The 21293-nt window shown below is 35.5% G+C and carries 17 protein-coding genes; 7 read left to right on the top strand and 10 right to left on the bottom strand.

All coding sequences use genetic code 11. The annotated features are described in order from the left end of the window. Positions 1-210 precede the first annotated feature (210 nt). Genes FB2170_RS11160 through FB2170_RS11150 form a run of 3 tightly spaced genes read right to left on the bottom strand, consistent with a single transcriptional unit; the run spans position 211 to position 3053 of the window. On the bottom strand, positions 211-984 hold the full coding sequence (locus FB2170_RS11160; RefSeq protein ID WP_013306662.1) for an SDR family oxidoreductase: 774 nt from the start codon (positions 982-984) through the stop codon (positions 211-213). 14 nt (positions 985-998) lie between these two features. After that, the gene (locus tag FB2170_RS11155; RefSeq protein WP_041633181.1) at positions 999-1754 is read right to left on the bottom strand and encodes an SDR family NAD(P)-dependent oxidoreductase; all 756 of its coding nucleotides are present in this window, start codon (positions 1752-1754) and stop codon (positions 999-1001) included. Positions 1755-1781: 27 nt separating this feature from the next. After that, positions 1782-3053: a carbamoyl-phosphate-synthetase gene (locus tag FB2170_RS11150; RefSeq protein ID WP_013306660.1), complete on the bottom strand. Its 1272-nt coding sequence runs from the start codon at positions 3051-3053 to the stop codon at positions 1782-1784. A 533-nt stretch (positions 3054-3586) separates the two neighbouring features. Here FB2170_RS11150 and rfbF point away from each other — a divergent pair. Genes rfbF through FB2170_RS11135 form a run of 3 tightly spaced genes read left to right on the top strand, consistent with a single transcriptional unit; the run spans position 3587 to position 6295 of the window. Then, positions 3587-4354: a glucose-1-phosphate cytidylyltransferase gene (rfbF, locus tag FB2170_RS11145; protein WP_013306659.1), complete on the top strand. Its 768-nt coding sequence runs from the start codon at positions 3587-3589 to the stop codon at positions 4352-4354. After that, positions 4339-5403, top strand: a complete 1065-nt coding sequence (gene rfbG, locus FB2170_RS11140) for a CDP-glucose 4,6-dehydratase (protein WP_013306658.1) — start codon at positions 4339-4341, stop codon at positions 5401-5403. Before rfbF ends, rfbG begins: the two co-directional genes overlap by 16 nt. 7 nt (positions 5404-5410) lie before the next feature. Beyond that, entirely contained in the window at positions 5411-6295 is an 885-nt protein-coding gene (locus tag FB2170_RS11135) for an NAD-dependent epimerase/dehydratase family protein (protein WP_013306657.1), read from the top strand. An 85-nt stretch (positions 6296-6380) separates the two neighbouring features. Here the strand turns inward: FB2170_RS11135 and FB2170_RS11130 are convergent, their stop codons facing one another. The 7 genes from FB2170_RS11130 to FB2170_RS11100 all read right to left on the bottom strand — a co-directional run bounded on the left by FB2170_RS11130 (position 6381) and on the right by FB2170_RS11100 (position 16019). Next, positions 6381-7592, bottom strand: coding sequence for a glycosyltransferase family 2 protein (locus tag FB2170_RS11130; protein WP_013306656.1), 1212 nt, complete (start codon positions 7590-7592; stop codon positions 6381-6383). An 8-nt stretch (positions 7593-7600) separates the two neighbouring features. After that, entirely contained in the window at positions 7601-8413 is an 813-nt protein-coding gene (locus tag FB2170_RS11125; protein WP_013306655.1) for an SMP-30/gluconolactonase/LRE family protein, read from the bottom strand. Between the two features lie 13 nt (positions 8414-8426). Beyond that, positions 8427-9173, bottom strand: a complete 747-nt coding sequence (locus FB2170_RS11120; RefSeq protein WP_013306654.1) for an SDR family NAD(P)-dependent oxidoreductase — start codon at positions 9171-9173, stop codon at positions 8427-8429. Positions 9174-9741: 568 nt separating this feature from the next. Next, on the bottom strand, positions 9742-12108 hold the full coding sequence (locus FB2170_RS11115; RefSeq protein WP_013306653.1) for a GumC family protein: 2367 nt from the start codon (positions 12106-12108) through the stop codon (positions 9742-9744). Between the two features lie 37 nt (positions 12109-12145). Beyond that, a complete protein-coding gene (locus tag FB2170_RS11110) occupies positions 12146-12925 on the bottom strand; it encodes a polysaccharide biosynthesis/export family protein (protein WP_148232096.1) in 780 nt (259 codons plus the stop codon). Positions 12926-12957: 32 nt separating this feature from the next. Further along, positions 12958-14892: a nucleoside-diphosphate sugar epimerase/dehydratase gene (locus FB2170_RS11105; protein WP_013306651.1), complete on the bottom strand. Its 1935-nt coding sequence runs from the start codon at positions 14890-14892 to the stop codon at positions 12958-12960. Further along, a complete protein-coding gene (locus FB2170_RS11100) occupies positions 14889-16019 on the bottom strand; it encodes a DegT/DnrJ/EryC1/StrS family aminotransferase (RefSeq protein WP_316927687.1) in 1131 nt (376 codons plus the stop codon). Before FB2170_RS11100 ends, FB2170_RS11105 begins: the two co-directional genes overlap by 4 nt. Positions 16020-16278: 259 nt before the next feature. On the opposite strand from FB2170_RS11100, the gene FB2170_RS11095 reads away from it, so the two are divergent. The 4 genes from FB2170_RS11095 to FB2170_RS11080 all read left to right on the top strand — a co-directional run bounded on the left by FB2170_RS11095 (position 16279) and on the right by FB2170_RS11080 (position 21290). Then, positions 16279-17676 carry a nucleotide sugar dehydrogenase gene (locus FB2170_RS11095; protein ID WP_013306649.1) on the top strand — a complete coding sequence of 466 codons (1398 nt, stop codon included), beginning with the start codon at positions 16279-16281 and terminating at the stop codon, positions 17674-17676. Further along, positions 17673-18698 carry an NAD-dependent epimerase gene (locus tag FB2170_RS11090; protein ID WP_013306648.1) on the top strand — a complete coding sequence of 342 codons (1026 nt, stop codon included), beginning with the start codon at positions 17673-17675 and terminating at the stop codon, positions 18696-18698. The genes FB2170_RS11095 and FB2170_RS11090 overlap by 4 nt, the downstream gene beginning before the upstream one ends. 249 nt (positions 18699-18947) lie before the next feature. After that, entirely contained in the window at positions 18948-19946 is a 999-nt protein-coding gene (locus FB2170_RS11085; protein WP_013306647.1) for an SDR family oxidoreductase, read from the top strand. Between the two features lie 63 nt (positions 19947-20009). Further along, positions 20010-21290 carry a nucleotide sugar dehydrogenase gene (locus FB2170_RS11080; protein ID WP_013306646.1) on the top strand — a complete coding sequence of 427 codons (1281 nt, stop codon included), beginning with the start codon at positions 20010-20012 and terminating at the stop codon, positions 21288-21290. Positions 21291-21293 lie beyond the last annotated feature (3 nt).

Raw genomic sequence — 21293 nt, 5'->3', positions numbered from 1 at the left:
ATATCACTCACTTGTACAAGTGATATTTTGACATCTGAATTCACTCTTTAACGTAATAATCCCAGTAAAATTATTGAATCCAACAATAACAACAAATAAAACAGTTTTTATTGCCATTTTACAAGATGAAATACAGCTTTTAATATTATGACCACATTTAAAAAATACGTGTAGTCAAATACTGTAAACAATCCCTGATTTAAAACTTAATCATCTAGCCAAATAACCGCCATCTACCGGTATAAGACATCCAGTAATATAATCACTAGCTGAAGATGATAAAAAAACTGCCAACCCTTTTAAATCTTCACCATTGCCCCATCTTTTCATTGGAACTCTATTGAAAACTTCTTCCGTCCTTTTCTTATCATTTATCAATGCAACATTTAGCTGAGTATCCATGTAGCCAGGTCCAATTGCATTAACACAAATTCCTTTTGCTGCCCAATCGTTTGAAAGAGCTTTTGTCAATTGAGCCACACCTCCTTTTGACGCTGCATAAGCTGGTATTGTAATACCACCTAAAACACTCATTATTGATGCTATATTTATGATTTTACCACTCCCTTTTTTTAGCATAGTATTACCTGCATATTTACAATAATAGAATGTAGCGTCTAAGTTGATTGAAATAACTTCATTCCATACGTCTTCAGGAAAATTTTCACTTGGATACCTTCTTTGAATACCAGCAGAATTAATCAGAATATCCAATTCTCCACCCAATATATCAAGAGCCGAATTGTATGATTTTTTAATCTCTTCAATCTTGCTAACATCTGCCTTTAATGGACTTACATTAAGATCATTATTTTGAAAATCTTCGCAAATTTCAAAAACTCTATCATCTAAGTCAATAACCACAGTTTGCGCTCCTGCTTGCGCGATTGCCTCTACCATTGCCTTTCCAAGATCCCCTGCACCACCAACTACGATTGCTTTTTTTCCTTTTAAATTAAACTTGTCTAAAATGTTTGATGTCATAAATGTATTTTAAGTTATCCCATAAATAATCCTCCGTTGACATCTAAAACCGAACCTGTAGTGAACCCAGAATCGTCACCAGCATAGTATAAAGCAGCAGCGGCAACTTCTTCAGGTGTTCCAAATCTACCTATTGGAAAGCGTTTAAGTAAATTGTTCAAAGTCTCCTGACTTCGTTGTGCTGACATATCTCCTTCAATTGTCCCAGGTGCAATACAATTCACTGTTATTCCCTTTGGAGCTAATTTTCTAGCAAGCCCATATGTCAGAGCAATTATCCCTCCTTTTGAAGCACTATAAGCCATTCCATTTTCAAAACCGCCCATACGTCCTGAATTTGACGAGATGTTTATTATTCTAGGAAATTTACTTTTCTCTAGATACTTAATAGATTTTTGTATGGTAGTAAATGTTCCTCTTAAATTTGTTGACAATACCTTATCCCAATGCTCAGTTGTCATTTCTTCAATACTACTCATATCCAAAATTCCAGCACTATTAACTAAAATATCTATTCTCCCAAACAAAGAGTTAATTTTTTCTAAAGCAAGTTCCACAGAAGATTCATCTGAAACATCGCACTGCAAACCCAAAGCTCCGGTGCCTGACTTATCAATACTTTCGGCAGCTTTTTTCGCACTACCTTCTCCAACACTTAAAATGGCAACTTTCATCCCAGATTCATAAAATCTCTTTGCAATTGCTAAACCAATACTACGGGAACCGCCAGTTATTACAGCAACCTTATGAGCAGTGTTTGAATCATTCATTTGGTTCATTTTTTCTATAAATAAAAATTAGTTGTTTATTATTGAAGGGTCAACCCAGTATAAAATCATATCTTTCCCCTCGTCATCATGAATTATTAAATTATGCTTTATTTCATCAATCTTTTGACTTAACTCTGATGTAGAGTTTCCTTCAATATAAATTCTTGCAAAAACCTGTCTTTCAGTTCCTAGCATATCCGGTGTTACAACATCTCCAGTTTTAAACCTATCAAGTACATAAGCAATTTTTTTATCTGATTTTAAATCATCCAAACCTTTTATAGACCCAATTTTACCATCGGTCAGAAGCACCCAAATTGTACATGCAGATTTGCCTTTAAATCTGGGGTCGTTTTTTTGTGAAAAATCAGCCTCACCAAAAGTACCCGTTAAAGCAAAATTCACCAACATTTTTCGATGATCAAACCCATTTATATGGGCAAGGTGAATATGTGGGGCTTCCCCCTGCAATCTAAATCCTGGGTCATAGGCATAAAATTTATTCTTTTCTACAAAAAATTGCATGTTCAGAATACCATTTTTTAATCCCAACCCATCAAAAAAAGAACATAATTTAGGATGAACATAATTTTCAAATTGTTCTGTGTGTTTTGAAGGGTAAACAGCCCCAATGCAAACCGGACTAACATCGCCCTGATCTTTGGTGGTAATCCGATCATAAGTTGCCGATAGATAAGGTATTCCATCTTTAAAAGTATAATAGACCGCCATATCATCGCAGTCCATATATTTTTCTACCAATACAACCCCTTTCTTAGAGAAATTCAACGCTGTTTTAACTGATTCCTCGTAGTCTGAATCATTTCTACATATACTCATTCCCACTCCACCACCACTATCCACGGGTTTAATCATCAATGGGTAATCAATAATATTAGGCTTGGTTATGTCTGATTCTCTATCTAGATAGATTCCAGGTATATCTTGAATATCAAATTGAAGACAAGCCCTCTTAAAACCATCTTTACTACAAAATGCTTCAACTGCTTTCTCAGTAGCATAACAAGGAAAATCAAGTTTCTCACAAATTTCCCAATACGATTTTACTAGGATGTCAGCAACTCCTACTAAAACCCCATCTACTTTTCTTTCTTTGGCAATACTTACAATTTTATCTATATCAAAACCATCTATGTCATAGGTTTCTGAAGCACTTTTTTTTGCAGGAGCATTGGGATTAGGGTCGATAACAATAGTATATACTCCCATGGACTCTGCAGTATCTACCAAAACCCCCGTTTCAGGATTTCCACCAAGTATTATTAGTTTTTTTTGCATAGATTATCTTGATTAATTTATTGTCAACTTAAAATGATAGGGTTTTTAAACAAAAAAAAAACTTAAACCAAAGTTGTAGTCTGAAAAATCTTCCAGTACAATGGTCGTGCTTTTAAACAAAGATACTTATTGTTTAAGTCATATTTATAGAATACAGCTTTTTTCTCAATGCTTATACTTATAAATTTATTAGTGCAGTAGCACAACTATCCGAAAGTTTGATTTTCAAAAAAGCCTGAGAATCCTGAGTTGCGGGGCTATGGCGGATTTTTTACCTGCGGTTTGTCACCTATTCTTTTGACCGGCAAACGTCTAAATGTCAAAAAATTGGCCATAAACAACGGATTGCGTACAGTTCATACTGAAGTATATAATGTACCCACAAAACTTTTTTTAAAAAAATAAGGTGAAAGGTTGAACTGTTATAAAAAGTAGGTAAGTTTGCATTGGACATGCAATAACATAGATTTTTATAAGTTAGATATTATGCAAAGATTAACCTTTGAATTAACGTTTAATTTTACTTCTACAAAATGAAAGTTTTATTATTGGCCGGTGGGCTTGGAACACGGATTTCTGAAGAAACACATCTTAAGCCAAAGCCCATGATAGAAATTGGAGGAAAACCAATTTTATGGCATATTATGAAAATGTACTCTCATCACGGCTTTAATGAATTTACAATCTTATTGGGGTACAAGGGATATGTGGTCAAAGAGTTTTTCGCCAATTACTTTCTGCACCAATCCGATGTTACTATGGATTTGGCAGAAAATAAAATTACCTTTCATAACAATAAATCAGAACCTTGGAAGATTACTCTTTTAGATACTGGATTGCATAGTATGACCGGTGGGCGGATACTCAGAGCTCGTGATTTTGTTGGAGATGAACCATTTATGCTTACCTATGGTGATGGAGTATCTGATGTAAATATTAAGGCCTTAGAGGAGTACCATCGAAGTCATTCTGGTTGTATCACTATGACCTCTGTGCAGCCTGACGGAAGATTTGGTGCACTTAAAATGAAAGGAAACCGTATTAGTCAGTTTTTAGAAAAACCTAAGGGAGATGGAGCTTGGATCAATGGTGGTTTTTTTGTTTGTGACCCCAAGGTTTTTGATTATTTAGATGGGGATTCTACTGTTTTTGAAAGGGACCCGTTGGAAAAAATGGCAGAGGACAAAGAGCTCTTTGCATTTAAACACACAGGTTTTTGGAAGCCTATGGACACGCTTAGAGATAAAAATCAACTAGAGGAAATGTGGACCAACAATACAGCGAAATGGAAAACATGGTAGTATATGATGATTTTTTTAAGGGGAAAAGGGTTTTTTTGACCGGACATACAGGTTTTAAAGGTTCATGGATAACTCTTTTGCTTAAAGCCCTTGGAGCTGAAGTAACAGGTTATGCACTTTCTCCCGACCAAAAACAAAACTTATTCGATTATGCTGGTTTGGATAAAAAAATGTGTTCTCATATTGGGGACATACAGGATTTTTCTGCTTTAAAAGAGGCAATGAGAAATGCTGATCCCGAAATAGTGATTCATATGGCTGCTCAGCCACTGGTTATCGAATCATATAAAAATCCTGTATATACCTATGGGACAAATGTGATGGGAACAGTGAATGTTCTTGAGACGGTTCGTCAATTGCCCAATGTAGCTGTTTGTCTTAATATTACCACAGATAAAGTATACAAAAACAACGAATGGCTTTGGGGGTATCGCGAAACAGATTCTTTGGGGGGGCATGACCCCTATTCCAACAGTAAGGCTTGTTCTGAATTGGTTACCCAAGCTTATCGCGATTCTTTTTTTACTGATTCCAACACCATTTTGGCTACAGCAAGAGCCGGAAATGTTATTGGTGGAGGAGATTGGGCCGCAAATAGGTTGGTTCCCGATTTCATTAAATCTATCCAATCCGGGGAGCAAGTAGTGATAAGAAGCCCAAAAGCGGTGAGACCTTGGCAACATGTTCTTGATTGTATTGGTGGATACTTGCACCTCATTTGGCAATTGTCAACGAGCAAAAAATTGGCATCGAGTTATAATTTCGGCCCAGACAATGACAATATTAGAACGGTTGAATCCCTTATTGAAATAGTTTGTAAGGCTTGGGGAAATTCAGTTTCATATAGAATCGAAGGCAATGACACTTTTCATGAAGCGGGTTTGTTACGATTGGATATTTCTAGGACAATACAAGAATTGGGGTGGCAACCTAAGTGGGGGATGGAAAAAACCGTATTACAATTAGTTGATTGGTACAAAGGTTTTTCCGAGGGTCAAGACGCCTTAGAACTTTGCCTAAAGCAAATAGATGAATTTCTTCATCATTGATTAATATATGATGAAGCAAACCATTATTATTACTGGAGCCGATGGCTTTTTGGGCCACCACTTAGTCCATCAATTGGCCAAAACCTATGATATTGTTGGTTTAGTGAGAAACCCTCAAAACCTTAAAAGGTTAAACGTTGGGCAGATAACACTATGTAGTACCCATGAGCCATTAAACAAGGTTTTTGAGCGATACCGACCTATTGGAATTGTTCACACCGCAACTAAATATGGAAGAACTGGTGAATCTGTACCCAGTTTACTAAACGTAAATGTTGATTTACCATTACATTTGCTAGAACTGTCACAAACATATAATTCCAAAGTATTCATTAATATTGGTAGTTTTATCACCCAAGGCAAAGGTTATAATTATTTGCAAGATTACGCGCTTTCTAAAAAGCAATGTTCAGAATGGCTTCAACTTATAGCCAATAAAGCCAATACTTGTAAAGTAATCGATTTTACCCTGTACCACCCGTTTGGGCCTGGGGATTCTGAAGCTAAGTTTGTCAGCCAAATGGTAAAAGCCATTAAAGGAAGAACCCCTTTTATAGATTTGACCCCTGGTGAACAAAAGAGAGACTTTATTTATGTGGCCGATGTGGTGGCTGCTATTGAATTGGCTTTAAACCGGTCTGATGGTTTACAAAAGCCTTATACTCGAACAGATTTGGGCACGGGTTCATCCCAAACGCTACGCTATTTTCTCGAAACTCTCAAGGCCGTATCCAAAAATACCGAAACTGAACTTCGATTTGGAAAATTACCTTATCGTAAAAACGAAATTATGGAAGCAAAAGCTGTTCCTGACTTACTTACCTCTTGGGGCTGGAAACCTAATTACACCCTTGATCAGGGCCTTTCACTTACCTTGGACCAAACAATTTAGTTTAGTTACCCTCGCTCCATTACTGTTGATTGTTCTTTTGTTCAGTGACTCTATAAAAATATCCAAGAATGGACTACTGCCTTAATTAGTTGTCAAAACCCAATTGTCCCATCAATCGCCAAATTTCTTTTTCATCCGTATTGATTTGCACAATTTTTTTACTATCAATTCCCATAAGCATCAATTCCTCCTTGATCGAGTTAAAAGCAGATGGATTGATTGTGGCAATTATTAAAAAGTCAAACTCAGTATTGACAATAGAACTATGAGGCCTAACAAAATTGTCGGCAATATTCATTTCATGGAAATCAATATCTATCCATTTGACAATTTGAAAAAAATTGCTTTTGCTATTCGACGATAAAAGATGCTGCCCAAAAGAACCTGAACTGTAAACAACAACTTTTGAGTTCTTTTTTGTTTTTAAAAAAGGATTGAAAATAATAGTTCCCGAGGCATCATGGATTATTCCTCCAGATCTAACCAAGATTAAGGAATAAAGGTAATATAGTATCTGTGTGTTTAAGTTCTTTTTAGTTAGAAAAGGACTTAATTTTATTTCCAGAAAATCTTTTAGCAGCCCCAATCTGTAGAACTCTATTTTTGTGTTCTTAATAGATTTTAAGATGGAATCATGTCGTTGCCTATAGTAATATAATGGTATTCTACTTATCGTAAGTTTTTTTGAAATAGACAAATAGGTATAAGTGATAGCGGCATCTTCACCCATTACAATTTCACTGGGAACTTCATACAATATTTCATTGAGCAACTCCCTTTTGAACAGCTTACTCCACACATAGGTAGCTATTTCGTGTTCGCAAAAGGCGCCATTAAACATTGCTTTCGGAAGTATCGAATTTTTAATTTCATCTTCCCCAAAAACACCAGTATATGTAGGCCTTACTGTTTCAATTTTTCCCTCGAATTCCCTGAAATGCCCAGTCACAACTAGGTCAGAATTGTTAACTTCGGCAAGTTTAAATAAAATGTCGAGATAAAATTTATCGACCCAATCATCACCATCAATATAAGCAACATACTTCCCCTTGGAGTTCCTAAGCCCTTCTTTTCTACCACTCAAAAGTTCTCCATGCTCTTTGTGAATCACTTTTACCCGGTCGTCTTTTTTGGCATATTCGTCGCAAATCAGGGGGCAATTGTCAGGGCTTCCATTGTCGACCAAAATCAGTTCAAAGTCAGAAAAGGATTGATCTAAGATGCTATCAATGCATTTTGAAAGATAAGCTTCTATCTTATATACTGGGACAATAACACTGATGCTAACTTCATTCATAATCACCGTTAATTTAATTTAATATAAAAAAGTCCGCCTCCGTACATATCATCTTTACCAAAAGACTTTGCAGTTGTTATGTATAGGTTTAAATGATTGTCAAAACAGCAGGATGTCACGTTTGGGCATGGCAATTTTCGTTCATCCATTTTTTGGCCATTTTTAGGGTTCCATCGAGATACACGTCCTCCTCCCCATTCTGCAATCCATAACATTCCCTCATGATCCATGCACATGCCATCAGGACTTCCCTCTCCATTAAACTCGATCACGTAAGACTCAAATGACACCTCTCCAGTTTCTTTATCATAGGCATATTTGGCCACTTTCTTCGTAGGTGTATCAATAAAGTAAAGGCTGAAGCCATCTTGTGAAAATGCCAGACCATTGGAGATGGTTGTGTTCTCGATTATAACCTTGTATTTCCCTTCTGAATACGAAAAGACTTTTCCTATGTTATTCTTGACCTCGGGAAATCCCATCGTTCCAATGATAAGTCTTCCTTTGGGGTCTTTGATTCCATCATTATATCTGACTGAATTTGCTATATCCATTTGGAAGGAAAACTGTTTTTGCAATGTATTGAAATCTACTTCGAAAAAACCGTTTTTAGAGGCGGCCATGATTTTTTTCCTATCCAACAAGAAAATACAACTAACGGGAGAATCCAATTTCACGCTCAAAATCTCCTCTGTGGATGGATTGTAACAAAAGACCAAGTGATCCAAAATAGACACAAAATAAAGGAGGTTTTCTTCGTGGTCAAAAACAGGCCCCTCTAAAAGTTCCGAATTGAGGTGAAAAATAAGGGAAGGGTTCATATGGCCGTATTAATTAAATGTAATGTCCTCCTGTAATTCTCATTAACGAGCCAGTTGTCATGGCAGATTCATCAGAAATTAAATACATTACTGCTGGTATTGGATCAAATTTATTCAATAATCGCCCCATAGGAATAATATTACTTGCAATACTATTCAATTCTTCTTCACTAACACCTTCATCAGCTCTTAATTGGAGTTCTCCTTCAGTATTAGTCCAACCCATTACCAAATAATTTGATCTGATTCCATATTTAGCATAATGATGAGCAATATGGTTGGACAGCGCATAAAGGGTATTTTTAGTTAGGGCATATGGAGCTCTATCAATATCACCATAATCCATATGAGGGGATCCAAAGAAAATGATAGAACCTACTTTAGATTTCATCATGGACTTTAATACGTGTTTTACTAAAAAAAATGGAGCTTTAAGGTTGATATTGAAAACGCTATCGTAAATGTCTTCTTCAGTATCAAGAATAGATGAAACAGGTGTTATTCCTGCATACAAAATCAATGCATCTATTTTTCCAAATTTATTTAAAGTTTGTTTACAGAATTCTTCTATTCCCTTAATACTATTTAAGTCTAGTTTATGAAAATAAAGCTTATTTTTAAACGGCGATAATTGAATGATTTCATTTCCCTCACTAGGAGTTCTACCACAAAAAGACACGTTATACCCTTTATTTAAACATGTCAGCAGTATTTCTTTCCCGACACCTTTAGTGCCCCCTAGAATCATTACAGTTTTCATTAACTCAATTTAGATTAATAACAAAATAACGTAATGCATCACACTATTATTATCAATAAATTTTATTTTGCAATACTTGTTATTTTTCAATATCTGATTTCAATTATTAAAAATATTCAAGTCCTTGAATATCTGATATATATATGTGTAATTTGATTTACCTATACCACCTAAGTGTTGACTAAATTCACTTATGGAATCTTAATTATGATAACTTTGTTGGAGGAAAAGTTGCTCTTAAAAATTAATGAGATACCTGCTTACCTTAAAGCTACTTGTCTAAAACAATAATCGCTTATATATAATTTGATTCTAGTATATTTTGGTTGCCATGTTGTTACTTTTGATTAGATTGTAAGCCTTTCTATTTGGTCAGTACGCTTATTATTTAACGGTGGTCAATATGAATTACTTGTTGCTATTGCTGACAGAGATATATTGTAGTGATAATGTCGAGAATTCCTCTATTTCAAGAGGAGATAAACACTTTAGCCTACAGTAGTTCCTGGGTATCTACACTCGCCTATTTTCTTTGAGGCCCAGATAAATTAATACTTATCAACAGATACTAAAATTTCCACCATTTTTTAGTAGTTGTTCCATAACCATATCCATATTTGCCGCCATACCCCAGGTTATCTAAGTTTACATCGTTGACCACAAAAGATACGTTTTTAATTTTACCCTCTTTAAGTAGCTTTAACGGGAACTCAGTGGATTTTTTCTCAGTAACTCCAGCTCTGGTCACATAAATAATACAGTCAGCGAATTGGCTAATCAATAAGGTGTCACTAACAACCATTAAAGGAGCAGTATCTACAATGACATAATCATAAAGTTCTGAAACTTTTGAGAAGAGCTCCTCCATTCTAACACTCATCAATAATTCTGACGGATTCGGTGGTATCTTCCCCGAATAAATAACATCAATACTATTGGAATGTACAAGCATCGGATTGATAATATCCTTTACTTCAATGGAATCATTAAATAGAAACTCCGTCAAACCTGCATCTTTATTTCTTTGTGGTCTTTTCATTTTATCAACTGAATCTCCAGTGAAATAAGTGTAAAACTTGGGGTTTCTAATGTCTGCACCTATCAACATTACTTTTTTATTAGTACTTGCCAAACTCATTGCTAAGTTTGTTGACATAAATGTTTTACCTTCTCCGGGCGTACCAGAGGTTATAAATATTTTATTATTTTTCTTCCCATTTACGGGTTTTTTTGTCTTTAAAAGATAATCCAAATTTGTTCGTAAAATTCTTAGTGATTCTGCTAATACAGAACGATCGTCCTTTATAATAACTTTCTCATCCTTTTTTCCTAATCTAGGCAACTCTCCTAAAACTGGTACATCGTTTACGATATTCTCTAACGTGTGTTTGTTGTTTATTTTGGTATCTAACAGGTGATTTATATAAATAACACCAAAAGGTACTGCCAGCCCCAAAATTAAGGCAGCTAGGTACATTATACTTTTTCTTGGCTTAACAGGCGTAGAACTTGATACATAAGCCTTATCCACTATATTCGACTTAGGAGCAGCAGAGGCAAACGAAATTTGTGATTCTTCCCTTTTCTGAAGTAAATAAAGGTATAGAGATTCTGTGGTCTCCTGCTTGCGTGTTATGTTCCTTAATTCACGTTGGTTTTCAGGGGCCGAGTATATGGTACCTTGAATTCGACCCATTTGATTTTGAAGTGTACTTACGTTCATGCCAACATTACGCTCCAAGGCAATTAAACTAGACTCCATTGTAGATCTTAAACCATTAAGCTGCTGATCTAAACTAACGATCATCGGGTTCTTCTCGTCGGCACTTTGCAACAATCGTTTACGTTCAGCTATCAATTGATTGTATTGTGTCGTGGCTTGGGAGATTGCACCACTTCCAAGATCCACTACGGGCATTTCCTCAAAACTGGTTTCTTGGTCAATGTAATCCTTCATTCCAGTAACCATCTGCAATTGCACCTTGGCATTTTCCAAACTTTGTCTACTACTGGCACTTACTTGTACCGCAGCACCTAATTCTAACCCTGATCCTGTAATTCCCTTTTCGGTAAGCATCTCTTGGGCATCTTTATCAACAGAACTTAAAGCACCAGAAATAAGCTGGATGCGATTATCAATAAACTCGGAGGTTTTATCGGCAATACGTCTTTTTTCTTCAATCCCATTTCTATTATATACTTCTACGAGTTTATCTATGATATCTCTAGCCTTTTGGGTTATTGGGCTTGTCATTGAAATATCTAAAATATTAGAAAATTCAGATGCCACACCAATAGCAACAGCATTCTTATAGGCCCTGGCAACTTTTATTACAGGATTAATCTGCACCATATAACGCTTTCCTGCCAGTGCTTCGGGCTTTTTAACATTGGGAGTAATAACAATATCTCCTATCGTAGAGGATACTGCTTTGCCGAAAGTGTGTAATTTTTTCGGCTTATCTTCATCTTTATAAAACCTAAAAGCAGTATCAGTTGAAAATTCAATAAAAAAACTGAACTTAGCATTATTGATGACCGAGTCTGGTGCAATTACATTAATATTAAACGGGGCATTCTTATAGACTTCGGAATCAATGACCTTTCCCAGGGCGCGAATCTCGGTATTAAGTCCTAATTCTTTCACTACATCTATGAAATTTGCTCGTGATCTCAGTATTTGAATTTCATCCTCAACTTCTGTGGAGCCACCTGAAAACACATCCAATTCCCTAAACACGCTGAGTTCGCTGGTAGAGTTTTTTTCCTGTACAATCTGTATTTGCGAACTTACCGCATATTCGGGTATGGTGTAGCGCATTTTTGCGTAAGCCATTAACAATGCAACAACAGCAGATAGCATAAACCATTTCCAATGCTTAGCAAATAGTAATATATACTGTTTTAGTTCAGCCGTATTTTCGGACAAATCCATAGCTTTTTATTTAGGGTAAAGACTTGCTTTTTTACTTTTAATTTCTTGTTATTAGAATAATTGTCGAAGTTATTAAAATGGAGGCGATTGAAATAGCTATTGTCGCTCTGTTATCCAAACTGGAAGAAGAAACGGCTGATTGATTTGGCTCAACATAAACTACATCATTCTGAGTCAAGTAGTAAACTGGAGAACTCATGGCGCTTTTATTCGTTAAATCAATCCTAGTGTACACTTTGGTACCATCAAAATCGCGAATGACCATTACATTTTCTCTCATTCCCTTTATGGTTAAATCACTTGCCAACCCTAAAGCTTCCAAAATTGTAATCCGTTCTCCATTAACGGCATACGTTCCAGGTCTATTTACTTCGCCTAAAATAGTTACTGTAAAATTCCTAAGTCTTATGTTGATTATGGGGTCTTTCAAATAATCTGACAATTCTTTGCGTAAAAGCACTCTTAATTCCTCAGGAGATAGACCTGCAATCTTAAGTTTACCTAAAACGGGGAAATCAATCTCGCCTCCTTTGTCAATCAAGTAATCTACCTGCTCAGCTCTAAAACCGCCCTCTGAAGAACCTCTAAATAGATTAAACGGCGTGCTTGCCAGATTATCCAAAGTAGAAATATGTATACTCACTAAATCGTCTACTTTAAATTTAGGTGTAAAACTATTTTCATCGACTATGGTCTCAAAGTCCCCTGTATTTTGAAAATAAACAACCTCTTTCTTTGATGCACAGGACCCTAATAATAGCATTAAAACTGTACAAAAAAATAAACTCTGACAAGATTTTTGAACTTTTACTGACATAAATGGTTTGATTTTTGACGAAAATAAGAAAATTAGGATTGTAAAACTTTCAAAAATCCTTTTTTGGAATTTCTTTGTTCCTGTTTTTCATCCAATTGTTCATATTTGGAATTATTAGAGACATATTCAGGAACAATCTCCTTCATAAGACGAACCGTATTCGTATTGAAAAACATATTGGAAATACAAAGTTCATCAATTTTAGAGCGAACATGAGCGTAATCCAATTCACGTGTTTTACCAATCATTATTTTTTTATGATAGGTCGGTAATGTATTTTCACCATCTGCCAAAAGCTCTTCATATAGCTTTTCACCTGGCCTCAAACCAGTAATCTTAATGTCAATATCATCAGGGTATTTAAGGCCCGAAAGCTTTATCATGTTTTTTGCCAAATCAAATATTTTAACGGATTTGCCCATGTCAAAAATAAATATTTCTCCACCTCGACCCATTGCCGCGGCTTCCAACACTAATTGAGAAGCTTCAGGAATAGTCATAAAATATCTGGTAATATCTTTATGGGTCACGGTCAATGGCCCACCTTTTTCAATTTGTTTTTTAAATAAAGGAATTACAGAGCCATTCGAGCCTAACACATTTCCAAAACGGGTTGTAATGAATCGAGTTTTGTTTTCTTGTTGCATACTACTTATATACATTTCAGCAATACGCTTGGTCGCACCCATCACATTCGTGGGATTTACCGCCTTATCGGTAGAAACAAACACAAATTTATCAACTTTATGCTTTAACGATAAATCAACTAGCATCTTTGTTCCAGCTATATTTACCTTTATCGCTTCATAATAATTATATTCCATTAAGGGAACATGTTTATAAGCCGCAGCATGGAAAACCATCGTCGGTTTGTACTCTTGAAAATAGGTATTCATTCTATTCTTATCCCTAATGTCTCCAACCAAAGGAATAAAATTATGGAAGCCATTCTGCTTCAACTCTTGCTGAAGGTCATATAGCGGAGATTCTGCTTGGTCAATTATTATTAATGATTTATACTCATAATTTGCTATCTGACGAACTATCTCACTCCCAATAGATCCAGCACCACCAGTCACCATTATCACTTGATCTTTTAGCTCTTCTGAAACTTTTGATTTTTTAATATCAATTGGAATACGATTCAGTAAATCCTCAATTTGCACTTGTTTTATTTGAGAAACCTTTAATTCACCATTGATCCATTTTTCAACAGGGGGAACTATTTTAACTAGAACCGAAAAGTCTACTAAACTCTCAACGAGCTCTCTGAGTTTGCTTTGGTCAACATTATTAATAGAAACGATTATTTCTGAAATATCTCTTTTATTTAAAAAATAATCCGATAATATTTCTTTACCAAAGACCGCAACACCATTAATACTTTTACCTACCTTTTTCTCATCATCATCAATATAGCCAACCACTCTAGCATTACTACTTGTTTGGTTTGTCAACGCATCATATGTAAGAATTCCTGATTCGCCAGCTCCATATATAATCACATTCTTTGTAATCTTGAACTGCTTAACAAGGTTAAAGTACATGGATTTAAAGACATATCTTGATGCTGTAAGGGCAATAAATCCAATTAAACTGTGAATAATAATAATCCCTAAAGGAATAGTGAATTCTTCGATAATACTGAACTGCCTATTAACAATTATCATAAAAATGGTTATGATACTCGATAAACAAATTGCGTTAAAAATTCTATAGACGTCTCTTAGGCCAGTATGTCTTACAACTCCTTTGTAAGAATTTGTAAGTAGAAATGCAATAAGGGCAATCAAGGATACTATGGGTATTTGAACCAATAATCTCTCAATATCAAAATTCAAGGTTAAGTTAAACCTAATAAAATATGAAAGAATGAAAGATATAGTTACAATTACAACGTCAATGGCCAAAACCAACCATTTTGACGCATATCTATGCGCATTATTGACTAAATAATTTTTAATCATTTGGTTATTTCTTTTAAGATTAGGGTCGTTATTCGTTCTAAATCATCAATTGACAAATTTGATCCACTAGGTAAACATAGACCACGGTCAAATAAATCTTCTGACGTTCCATCAGTGTAATTTGGATATTTTTCAAATACAGGTTGCATATGCATAGGTTTCCACAATGGTCTCGTCTCAACATCATCAAGTAATAATGCCTTACGAATCTTTTCCCTCAACTCAAAAGAGCTTGTTAGTATGCAAGTTAACCATCTATTGGAAAAAAAACCATCAGGTTCCTGTAAAAATTCTATATCCATTAAATGATTTAATTTTTTATAATAAAACTCAAAGTTGCTTCTTCTTGCACCAACCCGATCATCAAGAACTTCCATTTGACCACGGCCTATGCCTGCCAAGACATTACTCATCCTATAATTATAACCAACCATGGAATGTTGGTAATGAGGTGCATCCTCCCTTGCTTGAGTGGCTAAATGGACAGCCTTATGCTTTAGTTCAATACTATGACAAACTAAGGCACCCCCTCCAGAAGTTGTAATTATTTTATTTCCATTAAAAGATAAGATACCAAAATCTCCAAAACTACCACAATTTATACCATGGTATGTACTCCCAAAAGCTTCAGCACTGTCCTCAACAATCGGAATATCATATTTCATTGAGATTTGTGCCAATTCATTAATCTTATAAGGCATACCATATAAGTGAACAGCTACAATTGCTTTGGGTTTTTTACCTTGGGCAATTTTATCTGTTATCGCTTTTTCAACTAACTCGGGAGCTATGTTCCAAGTATCTCTTTCACTATCCACAAAAATAGGTGTCGCTCCAAGATACATGATAGGGTTTGCTGAAGCAGAAAAAGTAAAACTCTGACATATTACTTCATCATCTTTTCCAACCCCTAATAATTCAAGTGCTAAATGAATAGCACTAGTTCCTGTACTTAAAGCAGCAACGTGTACATTATTATTAAGATAAGACTGTATAGCTTCTTCAAACTTATCAACATTTGGACCTAAAGGTGCAACCCAATTGGTCTGAAAAGCCTCATTGACATATGTTTGTTCCTTGCCTCCCATATGGGGTGATGAAAGCCAAATTTTAGTTTGTGTCTGCACAGTTTATACAATTAGTTAAGTTCATGAAAATCAAAAATAGCCATAGTTTGCCTTACCAAAGTCAATTCTTACTGATATTTCGTTTAATACTTCAAATTCATCGGTTAAAGACCTTTTTTACTTTACCACAAGTTTCAATTTCAACAAATACATTAACAATTAAACACACCACCTATAATATAAGGCCTTTTAACGACAATAATAGTCGAATTATCAAGTTATTTAATAATCTTTGCAACCATAATTAACAAAATAAGTAATGCACAAAATCACAAAAATATGCTGTATAGGTGCTGGTTACGTTGGCGGCCCAACAATGTCGGTAATCGCCAACCAGTGTCCAAATATCCAGGTAACAGTAGTCGATATTAACCAAGTAAGAATTGATCAATGGAATGATTCCAACTTAGATAATTTACCCATATACGAGCCAGGTTTGAAAGAAATTGTTCGTGACACACGAGGTAAGAACCTATTTTTCTCTACAGATGTGGACAAAGCAATTGACGAGTCCCAATTGATCTTTATTTCAGTGAACACCCCTACAAAAACTTATGGCAAGGGTAAAGGTCAAGCTGCTGATCTCAAATACATAGAATTGTGTGCTAGAAACATAGCTAAAGTAGCTAAGGACGATAAAATAGTTGTTGAAAAATCAACACTACCAGTAAGAACCGCTAGTGCTATTAAAAGTATTTTACAAAATACAGGTAATGGTGTTAATTTTGAAATACTTTCAAATCCTGAGTTTTTAGCTGAAGGAACAGCTATAGATGATTTGTTGAATGCTGATCGAGTTTTGATAGGTGGTGATGACACTCCATCAGGACAAGCAGCCAAAGATGCCCTTAGTGCCGTCTATTTAAACTGGTTGCCAAAAGACCGGGTACTTCAAACCAATGTCTGGTCCTCTGAACTGTCCAAACTTGTTGCAAATGCATTTCTTGCACAAAGAGTTTCATCAATAAACTCAATTTCAGCGCTTTGTGAAAAAACAGATGCCAATATTGCTGAGGTTGCTCGTGCAATTGGTTATGATAGTCGTATTGGTTCCAAATTCTTGAACTCTTCTGTTGGTTTTGGTGGTTCTTGTTTTCAAAAAGATATTTTAAATTTAGTATATATAGCCAGAAGTTTTGGTTTAAATGAAGTAGCAGATTATTGGGAACAGGTAATACTAATGAACGATTATCAGAAAAAAAGGTTTGCCGATAATATTGTATCAACCTTGTACAATACTGTTTCGGGTAAAAAAATAGTATTTTACGGATGGGCATTTAAAAAGGATACTAATGACACCAGGGAATCTGCGGCCATTTATATTGCGGATGCCCTATTAGATGAGAAAGCAGAAATTGTTGTTTATGACCCAAAAGTCCCTGCGGAACGCATATATGCAGATTTAGATTATCTTGACACGCGTAGCCCAGAAGAAAACAGGAAATTACTCACAGTAACTTATGACCCAATAAAGGCTGTTGAAGAAGCTCATGCCATTGCGATACTAACTGAATGGGATGAATTTAAGACTTATAACTGGAAGTCTTTGTATTCAAAAATGCTAAAACCTGCATTTGTTTTTGATGGAAGAAGACTTATGGATAAATCACAAATGGAAGAAATAGGCTTTAAATACTATAAAATAGGAGAATCATGAGAGTGCTTATAACTGGGGCAGCTGGTTTTATTGGCTTCTATTTATCTAAGGCCCTTGTGGCAAATGGACATTATGTAGTGGGATTGGACAACATTAATGATTATTACGATGTAAATCTTAAATATGCCCGTCTAAAGGAGCTAGGTATTTCTCGGACGTCCAGTGAACCATATAATAACATGACAGCCAGTACAATTTTGAAAGATTTTTATTTTGTCCGCTTAGGATTGGAAGATCGAGAAAATTTACCAAACCTGTTCAAAAAAGAATGCTTTGATGTGGTGTGTAATCTAGCAGCTCAGGCGGGAGTTCGATACAGCTTGGAAAATCCAGAAGCCTATATGGATAGTAATATGGTTGGGTTTCTTAATATATTGGAAAATTGCAGGCACAATGACATCAAACATCTGGTCTATGCCAGTAGTTCTAGTGTCTATGGCCTCAATGAAAAAGTGCCATTTGAAACTACAGATGCAGTCGATAACCCTATAAGTTTATATGCTGCTACTAAAAAAAGTAATGAATTAATGGCCCATACCTATAGTCATTTGTATGGGTTCCCAACAACAGGACTTCGCTTCTTTACTGTATATGGGCCTTGGGGTAGACCTGATATGGCCATGTTTCTTTTTACAGATGCTATAGTCAATGGAAAGCCAATAAAGGTTTTTAACCATGGTAAAATGGAACGGGATTTCACCTATATCGATGATATTGTTCAAGGAGTTACCCTAATTATAGAAGGAGATACTTCAAATAGAAAAACTATCTCAGACTTATATAAAATATACAATATTGGTAATAATAAATCTGTCCGATTAATGGATTTTATTGAAGAAATCGAACAAAGTCTAGGAATTAACGCTAAAAAAGAAATGCTTCCAATGCAACCCGGGGATGTAGGTAAAACATGGGCTAATGTCGAAGATCTAGTGCGAGATTATAACTATAGTCCCAATACACCAATAGAAAAAGGTGTCAAAGAATTTGTAATTTGGTACAAAAATTATCACAAGGTATAAATTGTAGTTATTGGAAAATCTTGAAGGGTCTAGCTGAAAATCTTGTTGAAAAAATTGGTCCGGATATTATGTGCTTTTATGGCATTTTCTCTTTAATAATAATCTTTTTCAATTCAACTAGTTTGAACTAACTAAAGAGTTCGATCAATCTTGGTTATCATTTCAACGGAATTAATGAGAGGTTAAAACAAAATAATATTGAATTCCATTTCTTTTATAGATCTTTAACCACTAAAATTTTAATAATTTATGGATATTTCAAGTCTAAAGTTAGATTCAAACCACCACATATTAGTTACAGGAGGAGCTGGATTTATTGGGTCAAACTTATGTGAGGTACTTCTTTCAAATAAAAACAGGGTTACCTGTTTGGACAATTTTTCCACAGGAAAAAGAGAGAACTTAGACCATTTGATTTCTGATAAAAAGTTTAGGTTGATTGAAGGTGATATTCGAAATATAAAGGACTGTCAAGAGGCATGTTCCAGTGTTGACTATGTATTACATCAAGCTGCCCTAGGGTCTGTTCCAAGATCTATCAATGACCCAATTACGAGTAATGATGTTAACGTTTCTGGATTTTTAAACATGTTGGTTGCGGCGCGTGACGCCAATGTAAAACGTTTTATTTACGCTGCAAGTTCTTCAACCTACGGAGATTCAAAAAACATGCCCAAAGTTGAGGAGGTCATCGGCAAACCACTGTCTCCTTACGCTATTACAAAATACGTAAATGAACTATATGCCGATATTTTTAGTAAGTCTTTCGGCCTGGAAACAATTGGGTTACGATATTTCAATGTTTTTGGCCGCAGACAGGACCCCAATGGGGCGTATGCAGCAGTAATCCCTAAATTTGTTATGCAACTGATGAAACATGAATCACCTGTTATTAATGGTGACGGGAGTTATTCCAGGGACTTTACCTATATAGATAATGTCGTTGAAATGAATATTAGATCCATGCTTGTTACAAATATTGAAGCTGTTAATACAGTCTATAATGTAGCATTTGGAGAACGTACTGATTTAAATGAACTTATTGGTCTGCTAAAGAATTATCTAAGTGTTTTTGATGAGAACATAAAAAATATATCCGTTGTACATGGTGCTACACGCCAGGGAGATGTTCCTCATTCTTTGGCCTCTATTGATAAGGCCAAAAAACTATTGGGGTATGACCCTAAGTTTGATATCAAGGCAGGATTAAAAGAGGCAGTGGATTGGTATTGGAAACATTTAAGGTGAGAAATCACCCCTAACCCACTATATAAAAGTAAAAACAGTTTTATATTAAACTATTCAATAAAAATGAATAATATTAAAATAGCCATTATTGGTTTAGGTTATGTTGGGCTGCCCTTGGCTCGATTATTTGGTACAAAATACCCCACAATAGGATTTGACATTAATGAAGGAAGGGTACAAGAACTAATGAACGGGCATGATAGTACCTTAGAAGTGGATGATGCTACTCTGAGAAATGTACTTTCAAAAACGTCCAAAATGGATGCCGGATTATTTTGTACCAACCAATTGGGTGATATAGAAGATTGCAATTATTACATCGTTACGGTACCAACTCCAGTGGACAGTACGAACCGTCCCATTTTAACTCCTTTGTACAGGGCAAGTGAAACAGTGGGGAAAGTTCTCAAAAAAGGAGATACAGTAATTTATGAATCTACAGTCTATCCTGGTGTTACCGAAGAAGAATGTATTCCCGTTCTTGAAAAAACGAGCGGGCTCAGTTTCAATTCTGACTTCTTCGCGGGATATTCACCTGAACGTATCAATCCAGGCGATAAAGAACATACCGTAGAAAAAATATTAAAAGTCACTTCAGGGTCAACCCCCGAGGTGGGTAAAAAAGTAGACGCATTATATGCCTCGGTAATTACGGCAGGAACCCATTTGGCACCATCCATTAAAGTAGCCGAAGCCGCTAAAGTAATTGAAAACTCCCAGCGAGACATAAACATTGCTTTTGTAAATGAGTTGGCCAAAATTTTCAATTTAATGGGTATTGACACTCACCAAGTATTGGAGGCTGCGGGCACCAAATGGAACTTTTTACCCTTTAAACCTGGGTTGGTAGGTGGTCACTGTATTGGTGTGGACCCCTATTATTTGGCCCAAAAAGCACAAGAGTTTGGTTATCATCCTGAAATTATTTTGGCAGGTCGACGTATGAATGATACCATGGGTAAATATGTAGCTTCAGAAGTTATTAAACTTATGGTGCAAAAAGATATAAAGATTAAGGGAAGTAACATATTGGTATTGGGTATTACTTTTAAGGAAAATTGTCCGGATGTACGTAATACCAAGGCCGTAGATGTTATTAATAATCTCGCAAGTTACGGAACAATGGTTCATATTTACGATCCTTGGGCATCAAAAGAAGAGGTGGCCAACGAGTACGGCCTTGAAGTTTCAAATAACCCCCCTAGCTCAACATTCGATGCAGTGGTACTTACCGTATCCCACAAAGAATATCTAAAATTAGATATCTCTAAACTACTCAATGAAAATGCAGTTGTTTATGATACCAAAGGAATTTTGGGAGACACTGTTGATGGTAGATTATAATGG

It is taken from the genome of Maribacter sp. HTCC2170 (genome assembly GCF_000153165.2).
Classification (GTDB): Bacteria; Bacteroidota; Bacteroidia; order Flavobacteriales; family Flavobacteriaceae; genus Maribacter_A.
This window is presented reverse-complemented; position numbering and strand designations above follow the sequence as displayed.

What these genes read in the sequence shown, in the direction of transcription:
- FB2170_RS11115 (WP_013306653.1), bottom strand. Translation starts at nt 12,108, where the DNA reads ATGGATTTGTCCGAAAATACGGCTGAACTAAAACAGTATATATTACTA.
- FB2170_RS11090 (WP_013306648.1), top strand. Translation starts at nt 17,673, where the DNA reads ATGAGAGTGCTTATAACTGGGGCAGCTGGTTTTATTGGCTTCTATTTA.
- FB2170_RS11095 (WP_013306649.1), top strand. Translation starts at nt 16,279, where the DNA reads ATGCACAAAATCACAAAAATATGCTGTATAGGTGCTGGTTACGTTGGC.
- rfbF (WP_013306659.1), top strand. Translation starts at nt 3,587, where the DNA reads ATGAAAGTTTTATTATTGGCCGGTGGGCTTGGAACACGGATTTCTGAA.
- FB2170_RS11105 (WP_013306651.1), bottom strand. Translation starts at nt 14,892, where the DNA reads ATGATTAAAAATTATTTAGTCAATAATGCGCATAGATATGCGTCAAAA.
- FB2170_RS11125 (WP_013306655.1), bottom strand. Translation starts at nt 8,413, where the DNA reads ATGAACCCTTCCCTTATTTTTCACCTCAATTCGGAACTTTTAGAGGGG.
- FB2170_RS11155 (WP_041633181.1), bottom strand. Translation starts at nt 1,754, where the DNA reads ATGAATGATTCAAACACTGCTCATAAGGTTGCTGTAATAACTGGCGGT.
- FB2170_RS11160 (WP_013306662.1), bottom strand. Translation starts at nt 984, where the DNA reads ATGACATCAAACATTTTAGACAAGTTTAATTTAAAAGGAAAAAAAGCA.
- FB2170_RS11085 (WP_013306647.1), top strand. Translation starts at nt 18,948, where the DNA reads ATGGATATTTCAAGTCTAAAGTTAGATTCAAACCACCACATATTAGTT.
- rfbG (WP_013306658.1), top strand. Translation starts at nt 4,339, where the DNA reads ATGGAAAACATGGTAGTATATGATGATTTTTTTAAGGGGAAAAGGGTT.
- FB2170_RS11135 (WP_013306657.1), top strand. Translation starts at nt 5,411, where the DNA reads ATGATGAAGCAAACCATTATTATTACTGGAGCCGATGGCTTTTTGGGC.
- FB2170_RS11120 (WP_013306654.1), bottom strand. Translation starts at nt 9,173, where the DNA reads ATGAAAACTGTAATGATTCTAGGGGGCACTAAAGGTGTCGGGAAAGAA.
- FB2170_RS11150 (WP_013306660.1), bottom strand. Translation starts at nt 3,053, where the DNA reads ATGCAAAAAAAACTAATAATACTTGGTGGAAATCCTGAAACGGGGGTT.
- FB2170_RS11130 (WP_013306656.1), bottom strand. Translation starts at nt 7,592, where the DNA reads ATGAATGAAGTTAGCATCAGTGTTATTGTCCCAGTATATAAGATAGAA.
- FB2170_RS11080 (WP_013306646.1), top strand. Translation starts at nt 20,010, where the DNA reads ATGAATAATATTAAAATAGCCATTATTGGTTTAGGTTATGTTGGGCTG.
- FB2170_RS11110 (WP_148232096.1), bottom strand. Translation starts at nt 12,925, where the DNA reads ATGTCAGTAAAAGTTCAAAAATCTTGTCAGAGTTTATTTTTTTGTACA.